We start from the raw sequence: 16288 nt of genomic DNA, 5'->3' as shown, positions 1-16288 counted from the left end.
CGATGACCAACCCCTTCGACGACGCCGAGGGCGTCTTCAACGTCCTGGTCAACGACGAGAACCAGCACTCGCTGTGGCCGCACTTCGCCGAGATCCCCGCGGGCTGGCGGGCCGTCGTGCGCGAGCGCCCGCGCCAGGAGTGCCTGGACTACATCGAGGCGAACTGGACCGACCTGCGCCCCCAGAGCCTCATCGACGCCATGGAGACCCACGAGAAGTCCGCGGGCGCGACCCGGTGACCTCGGGGGCGCGGGCGGGCGGCCCGGTGCACGGACCCGCCCGCCCGCGCCCTCCGCGCCCGTTCACCGACCGACCCGGTCCTGGAGACCGCCGACGAACTGCGAGGAAGCCTGGATGCTGGCACGGATCAACGGGATCGACCTGGATCACACACGCACCGGCAGTGGTCCCCCCGTCCTCCTGATCATGGGGAGCGGAGCCGCCGGAACGAGCTGGCACCTGCACCAGGTGCCCGCGCTCGTCGCCGCGGGTTTCGAGGCCGTCACGTTCACCAACCGGGGCATCGCCCCCAGCGGCGGGGGCCCCGGTTTCACCCTCCAGGACATGGCCGCCGACACCATCGGCCTGATCGAGCACCTCGGTCTGGGCCCATGCTCGGTCGTGGGGACGTCCCTGGGAGCCAGGGTCGCGCGCGAGGTCGCCCGTATCCGCCCCGACCTGGTTTCCCGGTGTGTCCTGATGGCGCCGCGCGCCCGGGCGGACCGGATGAGGGCCGCGGCGACCGCAGCCGAGATCGATCTCGCCGACAGCGGCGTCACCGTGCCGCCCCGCTACCTGGCGGTGGTGCGGGCCATGGGGAACCTATCGCCCAGGACGCTCGCGGACGACGAGCGGATCACCGACTGGCTCGACCTCTTCGAGCTGACGGCGACCGCGGGCCCCGGTGTCCGCACCCAGACGGAGATCAGCGCCACCGACGCCCACGGGGAGGACCTGGCCCAGATCACAACCCCCTGCCGGGTGATCGCCTTCGCCGACGACATCGTGGCGCCGCCGCACCTGGCCAAGGAGATCGCCGACGCCCTGCCCCAAGCCGACTACCACGTGGTGCCCGACTGCGGCCACTACGGCTACCTCGAACAGCCCGACCGGGTCAACCGGCTCATCACCCGATTCCTCGACGCATGAAAGAGCCCTTCCATGGAACCGACCACCCCCTGGCGCCCCGCCGCGATCAGCCCGGACAGCCACGCGCTGCCCGCCACCGCCGACGCCCTGGCCGGCTTCCTCCAGGACTCCGCGCGCACCGACGAACTCCTGGCCGCCCACAAAGCACTGGTCCTGAGCGGCTTCGGAGTGGACCCGACGGAGCTGGAGAAGATCATGCCGCTCCTGCTCCCGGACCGCCTGCCCTACGTCTTCGGCAACTCCCCCCGCACCAAGGTCGGCCACAACGTGTACACCTCCACGGAGTACCCGGCGGAGTACACCATCTCGATGCACAGCGAGATGTCCTACGCCGCGCGGTGGCCAGCCCGGCTGCTCTTCTACTGCGAGCGGGCGGCCGACAGCGGCGGCGCGACACCGGTGGTGGACAACGCCGCCTGGTACCGCGCACTGGACCAGGACATCCGCGACGCCTTCGCGGGCGGCCTGCGCTACACCCAGAACCTCCACGGAGGACGCGGGCTCGGCAAGAGCTGGCAGGACACCTTCGAGACGCAGGACCGCTCGGAGGTCGAGGACTACCTCTCCCGCACGGGGGCCACCTGGCAGTGGAACGCCCGCAACGGACTGCGCGTCAGCCACGTGCGGCCCGCGACGATCGAGCACCCCGTCACGGGCGAGCCGCTGTGGTTCAACCAGAGCGATCAGTGGCACCCGGCAACGCTCGGCGACGAGGCCGCCGCCGCGCTGATGGGGATGCTGCCCCCGGAGGAACTGCCCCAGTCGGTGGCCTTCGCGGACGGCACCCCGATACCCGCCGACCACGTACGCCGGGTGCGCGACCGCGGACTGGAGCACGCCGTGGACAACGACTGGCGGCCCGGCGACCTCATGCTCGTCGACAACGTCCAGGCGGCCCACGGCCGCAGGCCCTTCACCGGCGAACGCCGCATCCTGGTCGCCATGTCGGACTAGGTCCCGTCTCTCGGATCATGCCGGGCCCGCGGGCCGCTCCCACCGCCACAGACAGCCGCCGCGCACCTCACAGGAAGGCCGCCGATGACCATCGCCCTCGCCGACGTGGAAGGGCTCAACAAGCATGAGACCGAGTTCCTCTACGACGAGATCTTCACCCGCCGCGCCTACCTGCCCGAGGCCCTGCACCTGCCCGAGGCCCCCGTGGTCTTCGACATCGGGGCCAACATCGGCGTGTTCACCCTCTTCGTGCGCTCCGAGAGACCCGATGCCACGGTCCACTCCTTCGAGCCGGTCCCCCAGGTGTACGAACTCCTGCGCCGCAACCGGGAGCGCCACGCGGTGGCAGGGCAGGCCCACCCCTACGGCCTCGCCGAGGCGGAACAGCAGGTCGAGTTCACCCACTATCCGGGCTACTCGACCATGTCCACGCGCAGCACCCTGGCGGACACCGAGGCGGAACGGGCTTTCGTCCGGGGGCAGGTGCGGACCGACCACCTGCCCGAGGCCGAGCGGATGCTGGACGAACTCCTCGCCTTCCGGTTCCGGGAGGAGAAGGTGAACTGCCGGCTCCGCCCGCTCTCTGCGGTCCTCGACGAGCACCCCGTGGACCGGATCGACCTGCTGAAGATCGACGTTCAGCGCGGTGAGCGGGAGGTGCTGCGGGGCTTGGCGGACCGGCACTGGCCACTGGTCCGCCAGATCGCCATGGAGGTGCACGACAGCCCTGACAGCAACACTGCCGGCCGGCTGCGAGCGGTGGCCGACGAGCTGGAGCGGCGCGGGTTCAGCGTCCTGACCGAGCAGGAGGACCGGTACGCGGGCAGCGACCGCCACTCCGTGTTCGCCGTCGCTGGGTCCCGCCGCGGCTGAGGCACGCCCCTGCCCGGCCGCCCCCCGCAGATCCGAACCGAACGGTTCCCCGACCCGGAGAGACAGCATGAACCCCGAGAACAGCTTCACCCTGTCCGCCGCCGAACGCGACGACGTGACGGCGCTGGCCCAGGAGTTGACGCGCACGCCCCCCGGCCTCGTGGACAAACGGGAATGGCTCGACCGGTGCCGCGCCCTCTCCTGCCACCTGCCCGCCCGGCTCCAGGACCGGCTCCGCGCCTTCCGCCAGGACCCCGGCCCCACCGGCAGACTGCTCCTGCGCAACCTCCCCGCCACCGAGGGTGTGCCGGCCACTCCGCAGGAGGCCGACTCCGTGGAGCGCAGGGCGACGCTGAGCGCCTCCGTGCTGTGTGCCCTGTCCATGGAACTGGGCGACGTCATCGCCTACCGCAACGAGAAGCAGGGGGCGCTCGTGCAGAACGTGGTGCCCGTGCCCGGCCGGGAGGGCCAGCAGTCCAACGCCGGCTCCGTCCCGCTGGAGATGCACACCGAGAACGCCTTCCACCCCCACCGCCCCGACTACGTCGGCCTGTTCTGCGTCCGCAGCGACCACGAACGGGCCGCCGGACTGCGGGTCGCCTCCATCCGCGCCGCGATGGACCACCTGGACGCCGGGACACGCGAAACGCTGCGACGCCCCCTGTTCACCACCGAGCCGCCCCCTTCCTTCGGACGGCCGGACAGCGGGACCAAGCCGCACGCCGTGCTCACCGGTGACGCGGAGGATCCGGACATCCGGGTCGACTTCCACGCCACCCACGCGAGCGACCCCTGGGGCAGGCAGGCCATGGACGCCCTGGCGGACGCCGTCCGCGCCGTCTCCGAGGAACTCGTCCTGGACCCGGCCGACCTGGTGTTCGTGGACAACCGCGTCGCGCTGCACGGGCGTACGGCCTTCGTCCCGCGCTACGACGGCCAGGACCGCTGGCTCCAGCGCACCTTCGTCCACCTGGACCACCGTCGGTCCCGCGCCGTGCGCGCGCAGCACGGGCGCGTGCTGAGCTGATGGCGGCGGACCAGGTGATCCACGCCACCGGCCTGTACAAGCGCTTCGGCGCGGTCCAAGCCCTCGACGGCGTGGACCTTGACGTGGCGCGCGGGGAGATCATGGGCCTTCTGGGCCACAACGGGGCGGGCAAGACCACCCTCGTCAACATCCTGTCCACCCTCACGCCCCCCACGTCGGGCACCGCCTCGGTCACCGGTTTCGACGTGGTCGGCCACCCCGAGGAGGTGCGTCGGCGCATCGGGGTCACCGGGCAGTTCGCCGCGCTCGACGAGGAACTCTCCGGATACGACAACCTCGTCCTGGTGGCCCGGCTGTGCGGAGCCTCCAAGGCCCAGGCTGTGGGCCGTGCGGACGAGTTGCTCGAGGTGTTCGGCCTCCGTGCCGCTGCGAGGCGCAGGGTGGCGTCGTATTCGGGGGGGATGCGTCGTCGGCTGGATGTGGCGCTGGGGTTGGTCGGGTCTCCCGATGTCCTGTTCCTGGACGAGCCCTCCGTGGGGTTGGACCTGCCCAGCCGTCTCGGGTTGTGGGAGATGGTCCAGGGGCTGGCGCGGGGTGGTACGGCGGTCTTGATGACGACGCAGTATCTGGAGGAAGCAGACCGGCTCGCTGACCGGATCACCGTCCTGGGGGCGGGCCGGGTTCTGGTCTCGGGTACGGCGGTGGAGTTGAAGGCACAGGCCGGTAGTGGCTCCATCTCGCTGAGGGTCGGGCCGCAAGGGGACAGGGCCGTGGCCGCTGAGGCCTTGCGCCGGGCCGGTTTCCCGCCAGGAGTGGAGGGCGGGAGCGGCGAGCTGACGGTGCCGGCGGGGGATTCGGCGGATCTGGCCGTGGTGATCCGGGTGCTGGACGCCGTGGGACAGCACGTGAGCGAGATCCGCTACGCGGAGCCCTCTCTGGACGACGTCTACCTCGCTTTGACCGCTACGACCCCCGGCACCCCCGCCCCGGCGACCGGTGCCATCGGCCGGCCTCCTGCCCCCGCTCCGGTGTTGACAGGCCACCTGAGCACCACCCCGGCGGCCGAACGGCGTACCGGCGACCCCTCGGAGACCTCGTGAACGTACCTGGGACGATGGCGCCCTTGGCCGAGCCCCCGACGGGAGCGCGGGTCCCGCGCTGGACACCGGCGGGCAGGGCCGCGCAACTTCGGGTTCTCACGGCACGCCAGATCCGCCTGGTCTACGCGGACCGCAGGGTGGTGCTCTTCAGCGTGGCGCAGCCGCTGGTGATGCTGCTGCTGATCAGCCAGGTCTTCGGCAGCCTCGCGGACCGCTCGGTCCTGCCGCGCGGGGTGTCCTACATCGAGTTCCTGCTGCCTGCTCTCCTCGTCACCACGGGGATCGGCACCTCGCAGTCCGCGGGGGTGGGGCTGGTGCGGGACATGGAGGGCGGGATGGTGCGCCGCTTCCGTGTCCTGCCCCTGTCGCTGCCGCTGGTGCTCGTGGCGCGTTCGATCGCCGATCTGACGCGCTCGGGGATGCAGTTGCTGGTCCTGGTCGCCGGGGGCCATCTGCTGTTCGGCTACCGGGCCGGGGGAGGGATCGGGGGCCTGGTGGCGGCGTTGTCGCTGTCCACGGTGGTGATCTGGTCCTTGATCTGGATCTTCATCGCGCTCGCCGCGTGGCTGCGGAAGGTGGAGGTGCTGTCCAGCATCGGCTTCTTCGTCAACTTCCCGCTGATGTTCGCTTCCAGCGCGTTCGTGCCGGTCGATGTGCTGCCCGGCTGGCTGGCGGCCGTCGCCACCGTCAATCCGGTGAGTTACGCGGTGGAGGCGTCGCGGAGCCTCGCCCTGGGAGGCCAGGTCGGGAGCGAGGTGCCCGCAGCGCTGTGCGCTGCCCTGGGCCTGATGGCGGTGATGATGGTCCTCGCCGCGCGCGGTTTCCGCAGGCCGCCCGACGAGTGATCGTGACGACGCGCCGGCGGGACGCGATGACGCGCCGACGACCGTGACGTCCGGGGCGAGCGACCTGGGACGACGCGACGCACGGTCAAGCGCTGCGGCGGCGGTGCCTGCGCCGCCACCACGCGGTCGCGAGCGTGAGTGCGGCCGCTACGCCCAGCAGGGTCCAGAGGATGGTGGAGAGCAGGGTCTCGGCCTCGCGCAGGGAGGCCGAGACCAACGTTCCAGCGGTCACGTAGAGCGCGGACCACATCGCGGCTCCGGCGAGGGAGGCGGGCAGGAAGCGGAGGTAGCGTACGGAGCCGACTCCGGCGGTCGCGGGGGTGAGGGTGCGCACCACGGGCAGCAGCCGGGTCAGGAAGACGGCGCTCGCCCCGTACCGGTGGCAGAGTTCCTGGGCGCGGTCCCAGTGGTGCTGCCCGATCCGGCGTACCAGGCGCGTCTCGCGCATTCGCTGCCCGTAGCGGATGCCGAGGAAGTAGCCGATGTGGTCGCCGGCCGAGCTGCTGATGGTGACGACGAGGAAGAGGGCGAGCAGCGGGCGGGTTCCCTCCGTTCCGGCGCTCAGGGCCAGGACCGCGACCTCGCCGGGGACGACCATTCCGGCCCCGAGGCCGGATTCCGCGAACGCGAACGCCGAGGCCAGGGCGAATCTGGCGACCGGGTTCATCTCCGACACCGCTGTCAGCAGATCGTTCATCCAAGACATGGCAGCACCGTTCCGCCTCTCCTTGCTCGTGGAGCCCTCTTGGCGGCGCCCCTGGGAATCCCGCGCCCTTCGAGAGCTCACCGAAGGGAACAGTGAAACGACTTCCCGGTTTCACCGGGCGCATCCCCGGCCGACCGGTACGGGGCGTGGAGAAGGGTGAAGGGACGTCAATCTACCAGGGAGCCCCGGACGGTTCGTTCCGCCCGACCGGTGGGGCACGGCGGACTCGCCGACCGGAGTTGACAGGAAGGGAAATTTTGGGGATTGTCCGCCTGAATCGGAGACGAGGTACAAACAACACTCTCGAATCAAGACACGAAGTGGACAGTCCCACGGCGGCCCCCCGACTCACCGACGGTGTTCCTTGGTCGGGCATGAATCGCGGTGGCCGAATCACGGCCTAAGTCCCGCTTATTTCGCCGGGGTTCACACGACCGGCAGCGGCGATCGGTGCGACCCGCCCCAGGGGCCGTACCCCCGCGTGAGCACTCTTGACGCGGGATCGGTGCCCTGAAAGGGTTCGACGGACCGACGGAATCACGGGCCGTTCATGGGCTGCGGAGGGTGAAAACCCTTCATACGGAACGACCAGTTGTCCACAATGAGATCCATCGACTGACCGGATTGGTGGAAATGCAGGCGGATGCACCGACGGGAACGGACGCCTACTTACCGTCCCTGACCCTCGAAGACTATCTGCGCGACACGGTCCCGGCCCACCCGGTCCTGAAAGCGTCCGTGGATTTCGGCCGCCCAGGCGCCGACAAAGCGCTGAGAGCACTGGCCGCGACGACCACGGAATTCGACTCCGACGACACCGGACGCGGCGACTCCTACCGCAGGGCCCAGCAGGACTCCTCCGTCCGGTGGGCGGGAATGCGACAACTGCTCGAACTGGCCGCCCCCTCCCGCGCGACGCCCGACACGGCCGCTCCCCGCACCGTCCTCGACGTCCTGGGCGGGGACGGAACCATCGCCCGCGCTGTCCACGACAACGCCCCCGACCTGCGCGACCAAGTCCACATCCTCACCGGCGACCTCTCGGGGGACATGGTCGAACGAGCCCTCGCCCAGGGCCTGGCCGCCATCCGGCAAGCCGCGGACCACCTCTTCCTCGCCGACGGCACCATGGACGCGGCACTGCTCGCCTACGGAACCCACCACATCGCGCCGCAGGACAGGCTCGACGCCGTCACCGAGGCCCTGCGCGTGGTCAAGGGCGGCGGCCACGTCGTCCTGCACGACTTCGACGACACCAGCCCCATGGCACGGTTCTTCACCGACGTCGTCCACCCCCACACCACAGCCGGCCACGACTACCGTCACTTCTCCCGCGGCCCCCTGGCCGAACTCTTCGCCGAAGCGGGCACACCGGCCCGCGTCATCGACCTGTACGACCCCCTCGTCGTCCGCGGCACCACCCGGGAAGATGCGCGCCGCCGCATGTGCGCGTACGTGGCCGACATGTACGGAGTCGGCGCGTTCTTCGCCACCCTGGGCGGAACCGACGCCCGGTGGCGACTCCTGGAGCACTACTTCCAGCACGAAGCGTATGCGGCGACCCTGCCCGAGAAGACCGACTTCACACCGGGACCCGTCGTCTACCGCTCCGAGGACGCCTTCATCGCGGAGATCCCGCGCGCGGCAATCGTCGCGGTCGCCCACAAACCACCCACCTGACACACCCCGCACCCGAGACCCGGGGCCTGGCGCGGCGAGGTGGATCGTGGCGGTCTGTCGGATCTGGTGGCCGGACCGCGCCACCGCTCGAGCTTGTCGCGGCCGGCGGACGGCCGCTGAGTCGGCCGCGCCGCTTGCGGTTCGCGGCCTGATCGGCAGGCTGCCGAATCACTCTGCCCGGGCATCGCGTCGCCGGAGACGGGTCCGGATCGCGCGCGACGACGGCACCTTGCCGACCAGGCGTATCCGGCGTGCTCCTCGGCCTGCCGGCTCGCCGAGGCACCGGGCGGCTGTCCGCGCCGAGGTGGATCTCAACGGTCGGGCGGCCGCGGGACCGTCCGAGAGCATGGTCGTCCGGCTCGCCGGCCGGAACGCCTTGTGACGGGCCCGGGCAGCGTGCCGATGAGGCAGGGCGGTGGTCGAGCCGACCGCGACGCCCAGTGAAGACCTTCTCCCAAGTACCGTCGGCGGCCCACCTCCGCAGCTGGTTGTGGGCGTCCTTCCCTGTCCCGACGGACGCGGGCAGGTCCATCCACGGCGGGCCAGTACGTGACTTGCACGCGATCGCGTCGATCACCTACCGGTGATCACGCCACCGCCCACTTTCGGTTCGGCGTCCGGTCGGGCAGCAGCGGCTCGATCCTCGCCCATGATCTCCTTTGTGTGGTTTCGGCCGGTCAGGCCGGGACCCGGACCGCCGGGTCTGCTCAAGACGCTGCGAACACGAACCCGATTTCGTGCCTCGTCCTGTGTGCTGGTGGTGGTCGCTTCCGCCCCTATGGCCAGCCGACACTGACGCTCATCCAGATGCGGGACGGTGGTGTTGAAGAGTTGGCCCAGGAGGTCCATGGTCGCGACGAGGACTACACGGACGGAGCCGTCTCCGGAAAGCTGGCGCACCGTCCGGACCTCGACGGCCTGAATGCCGACCTGGCTGCCCTGCGATACGACCTCGTGATCGTACGTGACCTTGCGAGACGCGAACAATGGAACCTGCACCTGCCCAGGCCCTCGTGCCGCCTCTCTGCGAAGGGAGCGGTGCGAGGGCCTTTCGTCGCTCCCTGCTCGGAAGCCGCGAAGCCTGAGAAGTGCCGCTTACCGGTTCGACCCCGGTGTAATCTCCCCCGGCCCCGCAGACCCCCGGCCCCGCAGGCGTCCTGCCCCTAACATCCCGACGCCCCCCGCTTCGGCGCCGGCCAACGCGCCCAGAACCGGGGGCAGTCGCTCGGGCTGCCGACACCATGACGTTCTTCGCCCTGCTCTCGGTCTTCGTCACCTCTGGATCGCAGGCGGTGTACGGGGCGGCCATCTGGGACCCGGTTCAGCTCGTGGCCCGTACCGACAAACGTCTTCGGGTTGGTCTTCGGCCTCGTCACCGTGTTGATCGCGACGATCTCGGTGAACATCGCGGCGAACGTGGTCTCACCGGCGTACGACCTGGCCAACCTCGCGCCGAGGTTCATCAGCTTCCGGACCGAGGCGCTGATCACGGGCGTGCTCGGGGTTGTGATCATGCTGTGGAAGCTCACCAAGACGCCCGAGCTGTACATATTCACCTGGCTGGGCCTGGTCGGTGGACTGCTCGGCACCGTCGCGGGCATCCTGATCGCCGCCTACTGGATCATCCGCCGCACCGTCCTCGACCTGGCCGATCTGTACCGGCCCGGCGGCAGGTACGCCTACCGGAGCGGCTGGAACTGGCGGGCGGTGGCGGCCTTCGCGGTCGGCGGCGTCCTCGCGGTGGGCGGCTCGCACTCGGCTCCCGGCAAGGGCCACTTCCCCGCCGACGGCCTGATCCCGTTCCTGAATCCGCTGGCCGACCACGGCTGGGCGGTCGGGCCGACCTCGTCGCTGCTGCTGTACGTGGCACTGACCCGCCGGGCCTCTGCGTAGCTCCAGGCGGGCGCCTCAGACGGGTTTGATGCTGCGCCCCAGCAGAGCCGTGACATCCACCGTCTCGTCCGCCGAGGGAGTGGCCGTGGGCACGGGCCGGTCGAATCCGGAGAAGTCCACGGTCCCTGTCTCGGCGGCGTCGCGCACGGTGATGCGCACCGGGTACGGCGTGCCCTCGGCGGCCACGTAGGCCGTGAGGCGGTCGTTGCCCTCGGCCCGGGTCACCGGAACGACGGGCGCACCGTTCACCTCGGTCCGCTCGCCCTTGGTCAGGGTGGACCGGTCGGTGGTGTCGGCGTTGTCCGTGATCAGCTCGCGGAAGGTGTCGAGATCGCAGACCTCGGTCACGCTCAGCAGCCGCGGGTCGTCCGCCTCGGCCTTCATGTAGCGGCCGTCGAGGATCGCGTCGAAGGTGGAGCCGCCGATCGGCACATGCTTCTTCCAGAAGGCGGCGTCCGGCTTCAGCCAGACGTCGTCGCCGCGCTTCACGATCTCCACCGAGCCGTCCTCGCCCATGTCGACCCCGCCCGTGCAGTTCCCCTCGCGGTCCAGGGTGAGGTCGAGGCTCATGTCCGGGCCGCTCCCGTCGAGACTCCCGCGCGCGCTCAGATGCAGGGAGTCCACGTCGAGCAGGGCGTCGCGCGAGCGGTCGGCTATCTCCTCGGCGGGGAGCGAGTCGATGTCGTCGTCAGCCCGCGCGACCATGCCACTCGTCAGGGTGAGGGCAACGGTCGCGGCCCCTGCCGCCGCACGTGCGGCCCAACGGTGTGCGTTCACATCGCCTCCTCGAAGACGCCCCGGTCAGGGGGTGCGCTCCATGAGAACCGGCACATTCGAGCGTACGCCGCGAGCGGGGGAGCCGCCCGGCGCACTCACAGAGTGTGAGAAGTGGTCGTGTTTCTCGTTACGGAGGGTGGGCAGAGCTGCGGTGATCCCGCCCGGGATCACCGCAGCTCTGCTCCCGCCCGGGATCACGCCGGGCACGCACCACGTAGGGAGAACCATGAAGCTGTTCACGGGGAAGAGGCCGTTCACGGGGAGCGACCGCTTCCGGCCGGCCCGGCGGGCCGTCGCCGCGGCCTCCATGGCGGGCGCGCTGGCGGTCCCGGTCACCGCGGCGATCGCGACCGCCGCCCCGGCCGCGATCCCGCCCGGCCTCTCCTGCGACACCGGCAAGCACGCCATCGACGACTACACGGGCTTCGCGCTCTGCCGCAACAACGGCACCCGGACGCAGACCTTCTGGGTCCACCTCGTCTGCGGCTGGTCCCCGGACGTCGACGGCGAGCACGTCACCCTCAGGCCCGGTGAGTCCGGCCAGTCCACCGCCCACTGCGCGGGCCTCGGTAGCGGCATCGGCGAGATCCACGTCCGCCCGTGACCTGACGCCCGTCCCGGCACCCGGTCCGGTCCGAACGGTTGAGCGTGCCCTCTCCTCTCGTTACCCTCCAGTAAGTACGTGCGGGCGCAGCCGGGACGACCGGTCGGCCCGCACCACGAGGAAGGCGGCACGCCCATGTCCTCAGCGGAGCCCACCGAAGCGGAGCCCACCGGGCAGACCGGCCCGGCCGTACGGGAACCCGGACGCGGCCCCCGCCCCGCCGCCCCCGTTCCGCCGCCGGGTCCGGGGCCAGGACTCGCGGAGAGCGCCCGCCGGCTCGCGGACTCCGCCACCACCTCCACCGCACTGGTGGCCGATGCCCTCGCCCGCATCGAGGCCACGCAGCCCACCCTCAACGCCTTCCGCCACCTGCGGGCCGAAGCGGCCCTCGCCGAGGCCGCGGAGGCCGACCGGCGGCTCGCGGCGGGGGAGCGGCTGCCACTCCTCGGCGTGCCGGTCGCCGTCAAGGACGACACCGATGTGGCGGGCCTGCCCACGCACTTCGGCTGCGACGGAGAGCGGCCCCCGGCCGCCTCCGACAGCGAGGCGGTCCGCCGACTGCGTGCCGCCGGAGCCGTCGTCGTCGGCAAGACCAACTCCTGCGAACTGGGCCAGTGGCCCTTCACCGAAGGCCCCGCCTTCGGGGCCACCCGCAACCCCTGGAACACCGCGCACACCCCGGGCGGCTCCTCCGGCGGATCGGCGGCGGCCGTCGCCGCGGGCCTCGTTCCCGCCGCTCTCGGCTCGGACGGCGCCGGATCCGTGCGCATCCCCGCCGCGTGGACACACCTCGTCGGCATCAAACCGCAGCGCGGGCGCATCTCGGTCCACCCGCACAGCGACGCCTTCCAGGGGCTCACCGTGAACGGCACCCTCACCCGTACGGTCGCCGACGCGGCGCTGCTCCTGGACGCCGTCGCCGGAGCGCACCCCGAGGACCTCCACCGCCCGCCCGCCGTGCGCGCCGCCGACGCCGCCCGCCGCGACCCGGGCCGCCTGCGCGTCGCCCTCGCCTGGCGCCCCCCGCTCACGCTCACCGGCGCCGGACCGGACCCGGAGGTGCGCCGGGCCGTCACCGCGCTCGCCGAGACCCTCGCCCGGCTCGGCCACCACGTCGAGGAGGCCCGCCCCCGGTACGGGCTGATCGGCCTCGCCTTCGTGCCCCGCGCCACCGCGGGCATCGCCGAATTCGCCGCCCGCCACCCCGATCCTGCCCTGCTCGACCCGCGCACCCGCAGCGCCCTGCGCACCGGGACGCGGCTGGGCGGGCGGGTGGTGCGGGCCGCCCGCGCCCGCGAAGTGCGCCAGCACCGCAGGATCGGCGCCCTCTTCGACGCCTCCGGCTTCGACGTGCTGCTCACCCCGACCACGGCCGCGCCGCCGCCCCGGATCGGCGCCTTCGACCGCCTCAGCGCCTGGCGCACCGACCTCACGATGGCGGCCGCCTGCCCCTACGCCTGGCCGTGGAACGTCCTCGGCTGGCCCGGGGTGAGCGTTCCGGCCGGCTTCACCCGGTCCGGGCTCCCCGTCGGCGCCCAACTGCTGGGCCCCTCCCGGAGCGAGGAGCGGCTGATCGCGCTCGCCGCCCAACTGGAGGACGACCTGCGCTGGTACGAGCACCGCCCGCCGGTCTGACGGCCAAGGCTCATCCCCGGGCGCCCCCTCGGGCCTCCCTCTGGGCGGTCAGCCCCGCCTCCACCCGTTCCACGGCCAGCATCGCGCCGAACGCGACCAGGTGGACCAGACAGTGATCGGTGAACGGCGGCACCCGCCAGGCCTTCACGTCCTCGGCCGTGATCCGGTACGGGGCCCGCGCCGCGAGCAGCGCCAGCCGGGCCTCCGGCCGCTCCGCCCGGTCCGGCAGCTCACCGGTCAGCGGCAGCGGCGTGAACCCGTCCCAGGCCGCCACCGATTCCCGTACGAACACGGCGTCCCGCTCGTCCAGCAGCCCGGCGCCCGCGTGGGCCGCCGCGCGCAGGGCGCCGAAGGCCGCGCCCACCGGGGTGCCCGCGGCCCAGGGCGGCTGCGGGCCCCCGGTTCCCAGCAGCGGAAGGCTCAGCCCCGGCTCCGGCCGGCCGCGCACCGCACGGACCAGAGCCTGCCCCGCCTCGCTGTCCAGCAGCTCGGCCGGGTCCGCGCCGCCGGACACCGCCTCCTCGTCGATGAGGGCGGAGACGATCCGGTTGATGAAGTGGAACGCCAGGGCGGAGCCCACGAACTCCGGTGCGTCGGCGGCGGCGAAGGGCCACGGCCCCCGCATGTCCTGCCCCCAGGCCAGCAGTCGCGCGTGCTCCGGATCGGCCGGCCGCTCGCCCCGGGCCAGCGATCCGGCCAGGTCCCGGTCGCCACCCGCGTACAGCAGCAGGGTGTGCGCGCCCACGCAGAACGGGCAGCGGTTGGCCAGCGACACCCCGTACGTCACCAACTCCTTCTCCGTACGTGAGGCGTGGCCCGACAGCAGGGACTCCCGCATCAGGGCCCAGGCTCCCGCCATCAGATCGGGCGCGGCGGACAGCGCGACGAAGGGCAGAGCGCCCTCGATGCCGAAGTCCCGGGTCAGCTGCGCGTGGACGGCGGCGGCCGTTCCCGTCGTCCTGCCGGCGGGTTCGGGTGAGGTGAAGCGGAAAGGTGAGGTCATGCCCCGGATACTGGCGGTCGCGAGCCCTCCGGGGCGTCGTGCGGGGGGAGGCGATCGAGGCTGCTCCGCACCGACCGGCCGGGCGCCCGGCTACTTCCGCGGGAGTAGTGCCGGGCCCCTCTCCGAGGAGGACGCGGCCGCCACCGCACCGGCGTTAGGCTGCCGCACATGCAGGGGGACAGGGCACGACGGGCGTATCTGCTGGACGGGGCGCTCGCCGCCGCCATCGCCGCGGCGATCACCGCGGCGGCCTGGGCGGCCTCATCGCCGAGCGCCCTCGACCTGCTGCTCATCGGGACCGGTTCGCTCGCCCTGGCCGGACACCGGCGCGCGCCGCGGGCGGTCCTCGCGGTGACCACCCTGTGCCTCCTCGGGTACGTCGTCCACGCCCGGCCCGGCAGTTGGGCGGCCTTTCCGGTCGTCGTCGCCGTCCACGCGGCGGCCCGCAGCGGACACCGGGCCTTCGGCGTCGCGGCCGGGGCGGTCTTCCTGGCCGGGTACCTCGGTGTCCTGCTCGCCTCCGGGCCCGGCGCGGGGGAGACCGTCGAGCGGGCACTGCTGCTGCTCGGCTGGTTCCTCTGCGCCTCGGTCACCGGACTGATCGACAAGAACTGGCAGGCCTATCTGCACCAGACGGAGCAGCGGGCGCTGGACGCCGAACGCACGCGGGAGGAGACGGCGCTGCGTCGGGCCGGCGAGGAACGCCTGCGCATCGCCCGCGAGTTGCACGACTCGCTCACCCACTCCATCTCGATCGTGAAGCTCCAGGCGGGCGTCGCCGTCCACCTCGCCCACAAGCGTGGAGCCGCGGTCGACCCCGCCCTGCTCGCCATCCAGGAGGCGGGCGGCGAGGCCATGCGCGAACTGCGCGCCACACTGGAGGTCCTGCGCACGGACGGACCCGAGGAGCCCTCGTCCCCGGCCGCGGGCCTGGCGCGGATCGGCGAGCTGACCGAACGCGCCCGGGCCGCGGGGATCACGCTGTCCGTCCGTACCGACGGCGACGCGCGCGCCCTGCCCGAGGACGTCGACCGCACCGCGTACCGCATCGTCCAGGAAGCCCTGACCAACGTCGCCCGGCACGCGGGCCGGGCGAGCACCGCCGTGCGGATCGGCTACACGGAGCGGATCCTCACCGTCGCGGTCCTCGACGAGGGCCCGTGCGCTCCCGGCTCCAGCATCACCCCGGGCACCGGGCTCACCGGCATGCGCGAACGCGTCGCTGCCCTCGGCGGCACCCTGGTCGCGGCCCCTCGACCGGACGGCGGATTCGCCGTCCACGCGGAACTGCCGCTCGCCCTTCCGCTGCCCGGCGCCGTGAGTACCCGGTGAGCGCGCGCGGCCCCCTGCGCGTCGCGATCATCGACGACCAGGCGCTGATGCGTGCGGGGTTCCGGGCCCTGCTGGACGCCGAGGAGGACATCGAGGTCGTCGGAGAGGCGGCGGACGGCCGCGCCGGGCTCGACCTCGTCCGCGAGCGGACGCCCGACGTGGCGCTCCTGGACATCACCATGCCCGTGATGACCGGGATCGAGGCCACCCGCGCGATCACCGCCGACCCCTTCCTGGACCCGGTGCGCGTCGTCATCCTCACCAACTACGGACTGGACGCCTACGTCTTCGAGGCGCTGCGCGCCGGAGCCGCGGGCTTCCTCCTGAAGGACACCGAGCCCGCCGAGCTGCTCCGGGCGATCAGGGTCGCCGCCGCCGGCGACGCCCTCCTCTCGCCCGCGATCACCCGTCGGCTGATCGGCGAGTTCGTGGCCCGTCCTCCGGACCGCTCCACCGCCCCCGGACTGGAGTCCCTCACCCGACGTGAGCGGGAGGTTACCGCGCTCGCCGCCCGGGGCCTCAGCAACGACGAGATAGCCGTCCACATGGTGGTCAGCCCCTTCACCGCCAAGACCCATGTGAGCCGCGCGATGATCAAGCTCGGCGCCCGCGACCGGGCCCAGCTCGTGGTCTTCGCCTACGAGTCCGGGCTGGTCGAGCCCCGGTCGCGGACCGACGGGGGCCCAGCCCCGGGACACGGACGCGCCCACGGTGGGTGAACCCGTGCGGGGGCCTTGTGGAGCCCGGCA

General features: G+C 72.2%; 17 protein-coding genes and 1 pseudogene. 13 read left to right on the top strand and 5 right to left on the bottom strand.

What is annotated here, in order from left to right; genetic code table 11:
• The first annotated feature begins 2 nt into the window (after nucleotides 1-2).
• The 7 genes from ACIRJT_RS31990 to ACIRJT_RS31960 all read left to right on the top strand — a co-directional run bounded on the left by ACIRJT_RS31990 (nucleotide 3) and on the right by ACIRJT_RS31960 (nucleotide 5909).
• Nucleotides 3-239, top strand: a complete 237-nt coding sequence (locus ACIRJT_RS31990; protein WP_403916207.1) for an MbtH family protein — start codon at nucleotides 3-5, stop codon at nucleotides 237-239.
• 115 nt (nucleotides 240-354) lie between these two features.
• Entirely contained in the window at nucleotides 355-1149 is a 795-nt protein-coding gene (locus tag ACIRJT_RS31985; RefSeq protein WP_403916121.1) for an alpha/beta fold hydrolase, read from the top strand.
• A gap of 12 nt (nucleotides 1150-1161) precedes the next feature.
• Complete coding sequence (locus ACIRJT_RS31980; RefSeq protein ID WP_403916118.1) at nucleotides 1162-2103, top strand: TauD/TfdA family dioxygenase; 942 nt, start codon at nucleotides 1162-1164, stop codon at nucleotides 2101-2103.
• 84 nt (nucleotides 2104-2187) lie between these two features.
• Entirely contained in the window at nucleotides 2188-2976 is a 789-nt protein-coding gene (locus ACIRJT_RS31975) for an FkbM family methyltransferase (RefSeq protein ID WP_403916115.1), read from the top strand.
• Nucleotides 2977-3043: 67 nt separating this feature from the next.
• Nucleotides 3044-4003: a TauD/TfdA family dioxygenase gene (locus ACIRJT_RS31970; protein WP_403916112.1), complete on the top strand. Its 960-nt coding sequence runs from the start codon at nucleotides 3044-3046 to the stop codon at nucleotides 4001-4003.
• A complete protein-coding gene (locus tag ACIRJT_RS31965; protein ID WP_403916109.1) occupies nucleotides 4003-5064 on the top strand; it encodes an ATP-binding cassette domain-containing protein in 1062 nt (353 codons plus the stop codon). The genes ACIRJT_RS31970 and ACIRJT_RS31965 overlap by 1 nt, the downstream gene beginning before the upstream one ends.
• 23 nt (nucleotides 5065-5087) lie before the next feature.
• Nucleotides 5088-5909 carry an ABC transporter permease gene (locus ACIRJT_RS31960; RefSeq protein ID WP_403916106.1) on the top strand — a complete coding sequence of 274 codons (822 nt, stop codon included), beginning with the start codon at nucleotides 5088-5090 and terminating at the stop codon, nucleotides 5907-5909.
• A gap of 85 nt (nucleotides 5910-5994) precedes the next feature.
• Here ACIRJT_RS31960 and ACIRJT_RS31955 read toward each other — a convergent pair whose 3' ends face one another.
• Nucleotides 5995-6615 (bottom strand): DedA family protein, encoded by a 621-nt coding sequence (locus ACIRJT_RS31955; RefSeq protein WP_403916104.1) that lies wholly within the window; start codon nucleotides 6613-6615, stop codon nucleotides 5995-5997.
• Between the two features lie 633 nt (nucleotides 6616-7248).
• Here ACIRJT_RS31955 and ACIRJT_RS31950 point away from each other — a divergent pair.
• Entirely contained in the window at nucleotides 7249-8295 is a 1047-nt protein-coding gene (locus ACIRJT_RS31950) for a class I SAM-dependent methyltransferase (protein ID WP_403916102.1), read from the top strand.
• On the opposite strand, the gene ACIRJT_RS31945 is transcribed toward ACIRJT_RS31950, so the two are convergent.
• Nucleotides 8237-8827 (bottom strand): hypothetical protein, encoded by a 591-nt coding sequence (locus tag ACIRJT_RS31945; protein ID WP_403916204.1) that lies wholly within the window; start codon nucleotides 8825-8827, stop codon nucleotides 8237-8239. The two genes, ACIRJT_RS31950 and ACIRJT_RS31945, sit on opposite strands and share 59 nt — an antisense overlap.
• 41 nt (nucleotides 8828-8868) lie before the next feature.
• Nucleotides 8869-9294 carry a hypothetical protein gene (locus tag ACIRJT_RS31940; protein WP_403916100.1) on the bottom strand — a complete coding sequence of 142 codons (426 nt, stop codon included), beginning with the start codon at nucleotides 9292-9294 and terminating at the stop codon, nucleotides 8869-8871.
• 171 nt (nucleotides 9295-9465) lie between these two features.
• On the opposite strand from ACIRJT_RS31940, the pseudogene ACIRJT_RS31935 reads away from it, so the two are divergent.
• Nucleotides 9466-10188: pseudogene (locus ACIRJT_RS31935) on the top strand (cytosine permease); the annotation flags it as partial.
• A gap of 15 nt (nucleotides 10189-10203) precedes the next feature.
• Here ACIRJT_RS31935 and ACIRJT_RS31930 read toward each other — a convergent pair.
• Entirely contained in the window at nucleotides 10204-10965 is a 762-nt protein-coding gene (locus ACIRJT_RS31930) for a hypothetical protein (RefSeq protein WP_403916098.1), read from the bottom strand.
• Nucleotides 10966-11191: 226 nt separating this feature from the next.
• On the opposite strand from ACIRJT_RS31930, the gene ACIRJT_RS31925 reads away from it, so the two are divergent.
• Together ACIRJT_RS31925 and ACIRJT_RS31920 are read left to right on the top strand one after the other, a co-directional pair.
• Nucleotides 11192-11569 carry a hypothetical protein gene (locus ACIRJT_RS31925; RefSeq protein ID WP_403916095.1) on the top strand — a complete coding sequence of 126 codons (378 nt, stop codon included), beginning with the start codon at nucleotides 11192-11194 and terminating at the stop codon, nucleotides 11567-11569.
• Nucleotides 11570-11704: 135 nt separating this feature from the next.
• Nucleotides 11705-13204: an amidase gene (locus ACIRJT_RS31920; protein WP_403916093.1), complete on the top strand. Its 1500-nt coding sequence runs from the start codon at nucleotides 11705-11707 to the stop codon at nucleotides 13202-13204.
• A 10-nt stretch (nucleotides 13205-13214) separates the two neighbouring features.
• On the opposite strand, the gene ACIRJT_RS31915 is transcribed toward ACIRJT_RS31920, so the two are convergent.
• Nucleotides 13215-14207, bottom strand: a complete 993-nt coding sequence (locus ACIRJT_RS31915) for a carboxymuconolactone decarboxylase family protein (protein ID WP_403916091.1) — start codon at nucleotides 14205-14207, stop codon at nucleotides 13215-13217.
• 168 nt (nucleotides 14208-14375) lie between these two features.
• On the opposite strand from ACIRJT_RS31915, the gene ACIRJT_RS31910 reads away from it, so the two are divergent.
• Both ACIRJT_RS31910 and ACIRJT_RS31905 read left to right on the top strand, forming a co-directional pair.
• Nucleotides 14376-15539, top strand: coding sequence for a sensor histidine kinase (locus tag ACIRJT_RS31910; RefSeq protein WP_403916089.1), 1164 nt, complete (start codon nucleotides 14376-14378; stop codon nucleotides 15537-15539).
• Entirely contained in the window at nucleotides 15536-16258 is a 723-nt protein-coding gene (locus tag ACIRJT_RS31905) for a response regulator (RefSeq protein WP_403916086.1), read from the top strand. Before ACIRJT_RS31910 ends, ACIRJT_RS31905 begins: the two co-directional genes overlap by 4 nt.
• The last annotated feature ends 30 nt before the right edge of the window (nucleotides 16259-16288 follow it).

Origin of the sequence: Streptomyces sp. NPDC102283, assembly GCF_044766265.1 — a bacterium.
GTDB lineage: Bacteria > Actinomycetota > Actinomycetes > Streptomycetales > Streptomycetaceae > Streptomyces.
Note: the sequence above shows the minus strand (reverse complement) of the source record. Positions and strands in the feature narration are given on the sequence as shown.

Coding starts and splice junctions, on each gene's coding strand:
- ACIRJT_RS31915 (WP_403916091.1), bottom strand. CDS start 14,207: ATGACCTCACCTTTCCGCTTCACCTCACCCGAACCCGCCGGCAGGACG.
- ACIRJT_RS31975 (WP_403916115.1), top strand. CDS start 2,188: ATGACCATCGCCCTCGCCGACGTGGAAGGGCTCAACAAGCATGAGACC.
- ACIRJT_RS31955 (WP_403916104.1), bottom strand. CDS start 6,615: ATGTCTTGGATGAACGATCTGCTGACAGCGGTGTCGGAGATGAACCCG.
- ACIRJT_RS31945 (WP_403916204.1), bottom strand. CDS start 8,827: ATGGACCTGCCCGCGTCCGTCGGGACAGGGAAGGACGCCCACAACCAG.
- ACIRJT_RS31920 (WP_403916093.1), top strand. CDS start 11,705: ATGTCCTCAGCGGAGCCCACCGAAGCGGAGCCCACCGGGCAGACCGGC.
- ACIRJT_RS31950 (WP_403916102.1), top strand. CDS start 7,249: ATGCAGGCGGATGCACCGACGGGAACGGACGCCTACTTACCGTCCCTG.
- ACIRJT_RS31990 (WP_403916207.1), top strand. CDS start 3: ATGACCAACCCCTTCGACGACGCCGAGGGCGTCTTCAACGTCCTGGTC.
- ACIRJT_RS31925 (WP_403916095.1), top strand. CDS start 11,192: ATGAAGCTGTTCACGGGGAAGAGGCCGTTCACGGGGAGCGACCGCTTC.
- ACIRJT_RS31965 (WP_403916109.1), top strand. CDS start 4,003: ATGGCGGCGGACCAGGTGATCCACGCCACCGGCCTGTACAAGCGCTTC.
- ACIRJT_RS31985 (WP_403916121.1), top strand. CDS start 355: ATGCTGGCACGGATCAACGGGATCGACCTGGATCACACACGCACCGGC.
- ACIRJT_RS31970 (WP_403916112.1), top strand. CDS start 3,044: ATGAACCCCGAGAACAGCTTCACCCTGTCCGCCGCCGAACGCGACGAC.
- ACIRJT_RS31910 (WP_403916089.1), top strand. CDS start 14,376: ATGCAGGGGGACAGGGCACGACGGGCGTATCTGCTGGACGGGGCGCTC.
- ACIRJT_RS31980 (WP_403916118.1), top strand. CDS start 1,162: ATGGAACCGACCACCCCCTGGCGCCCCGCCGCGATCAGCCCGGACAGC.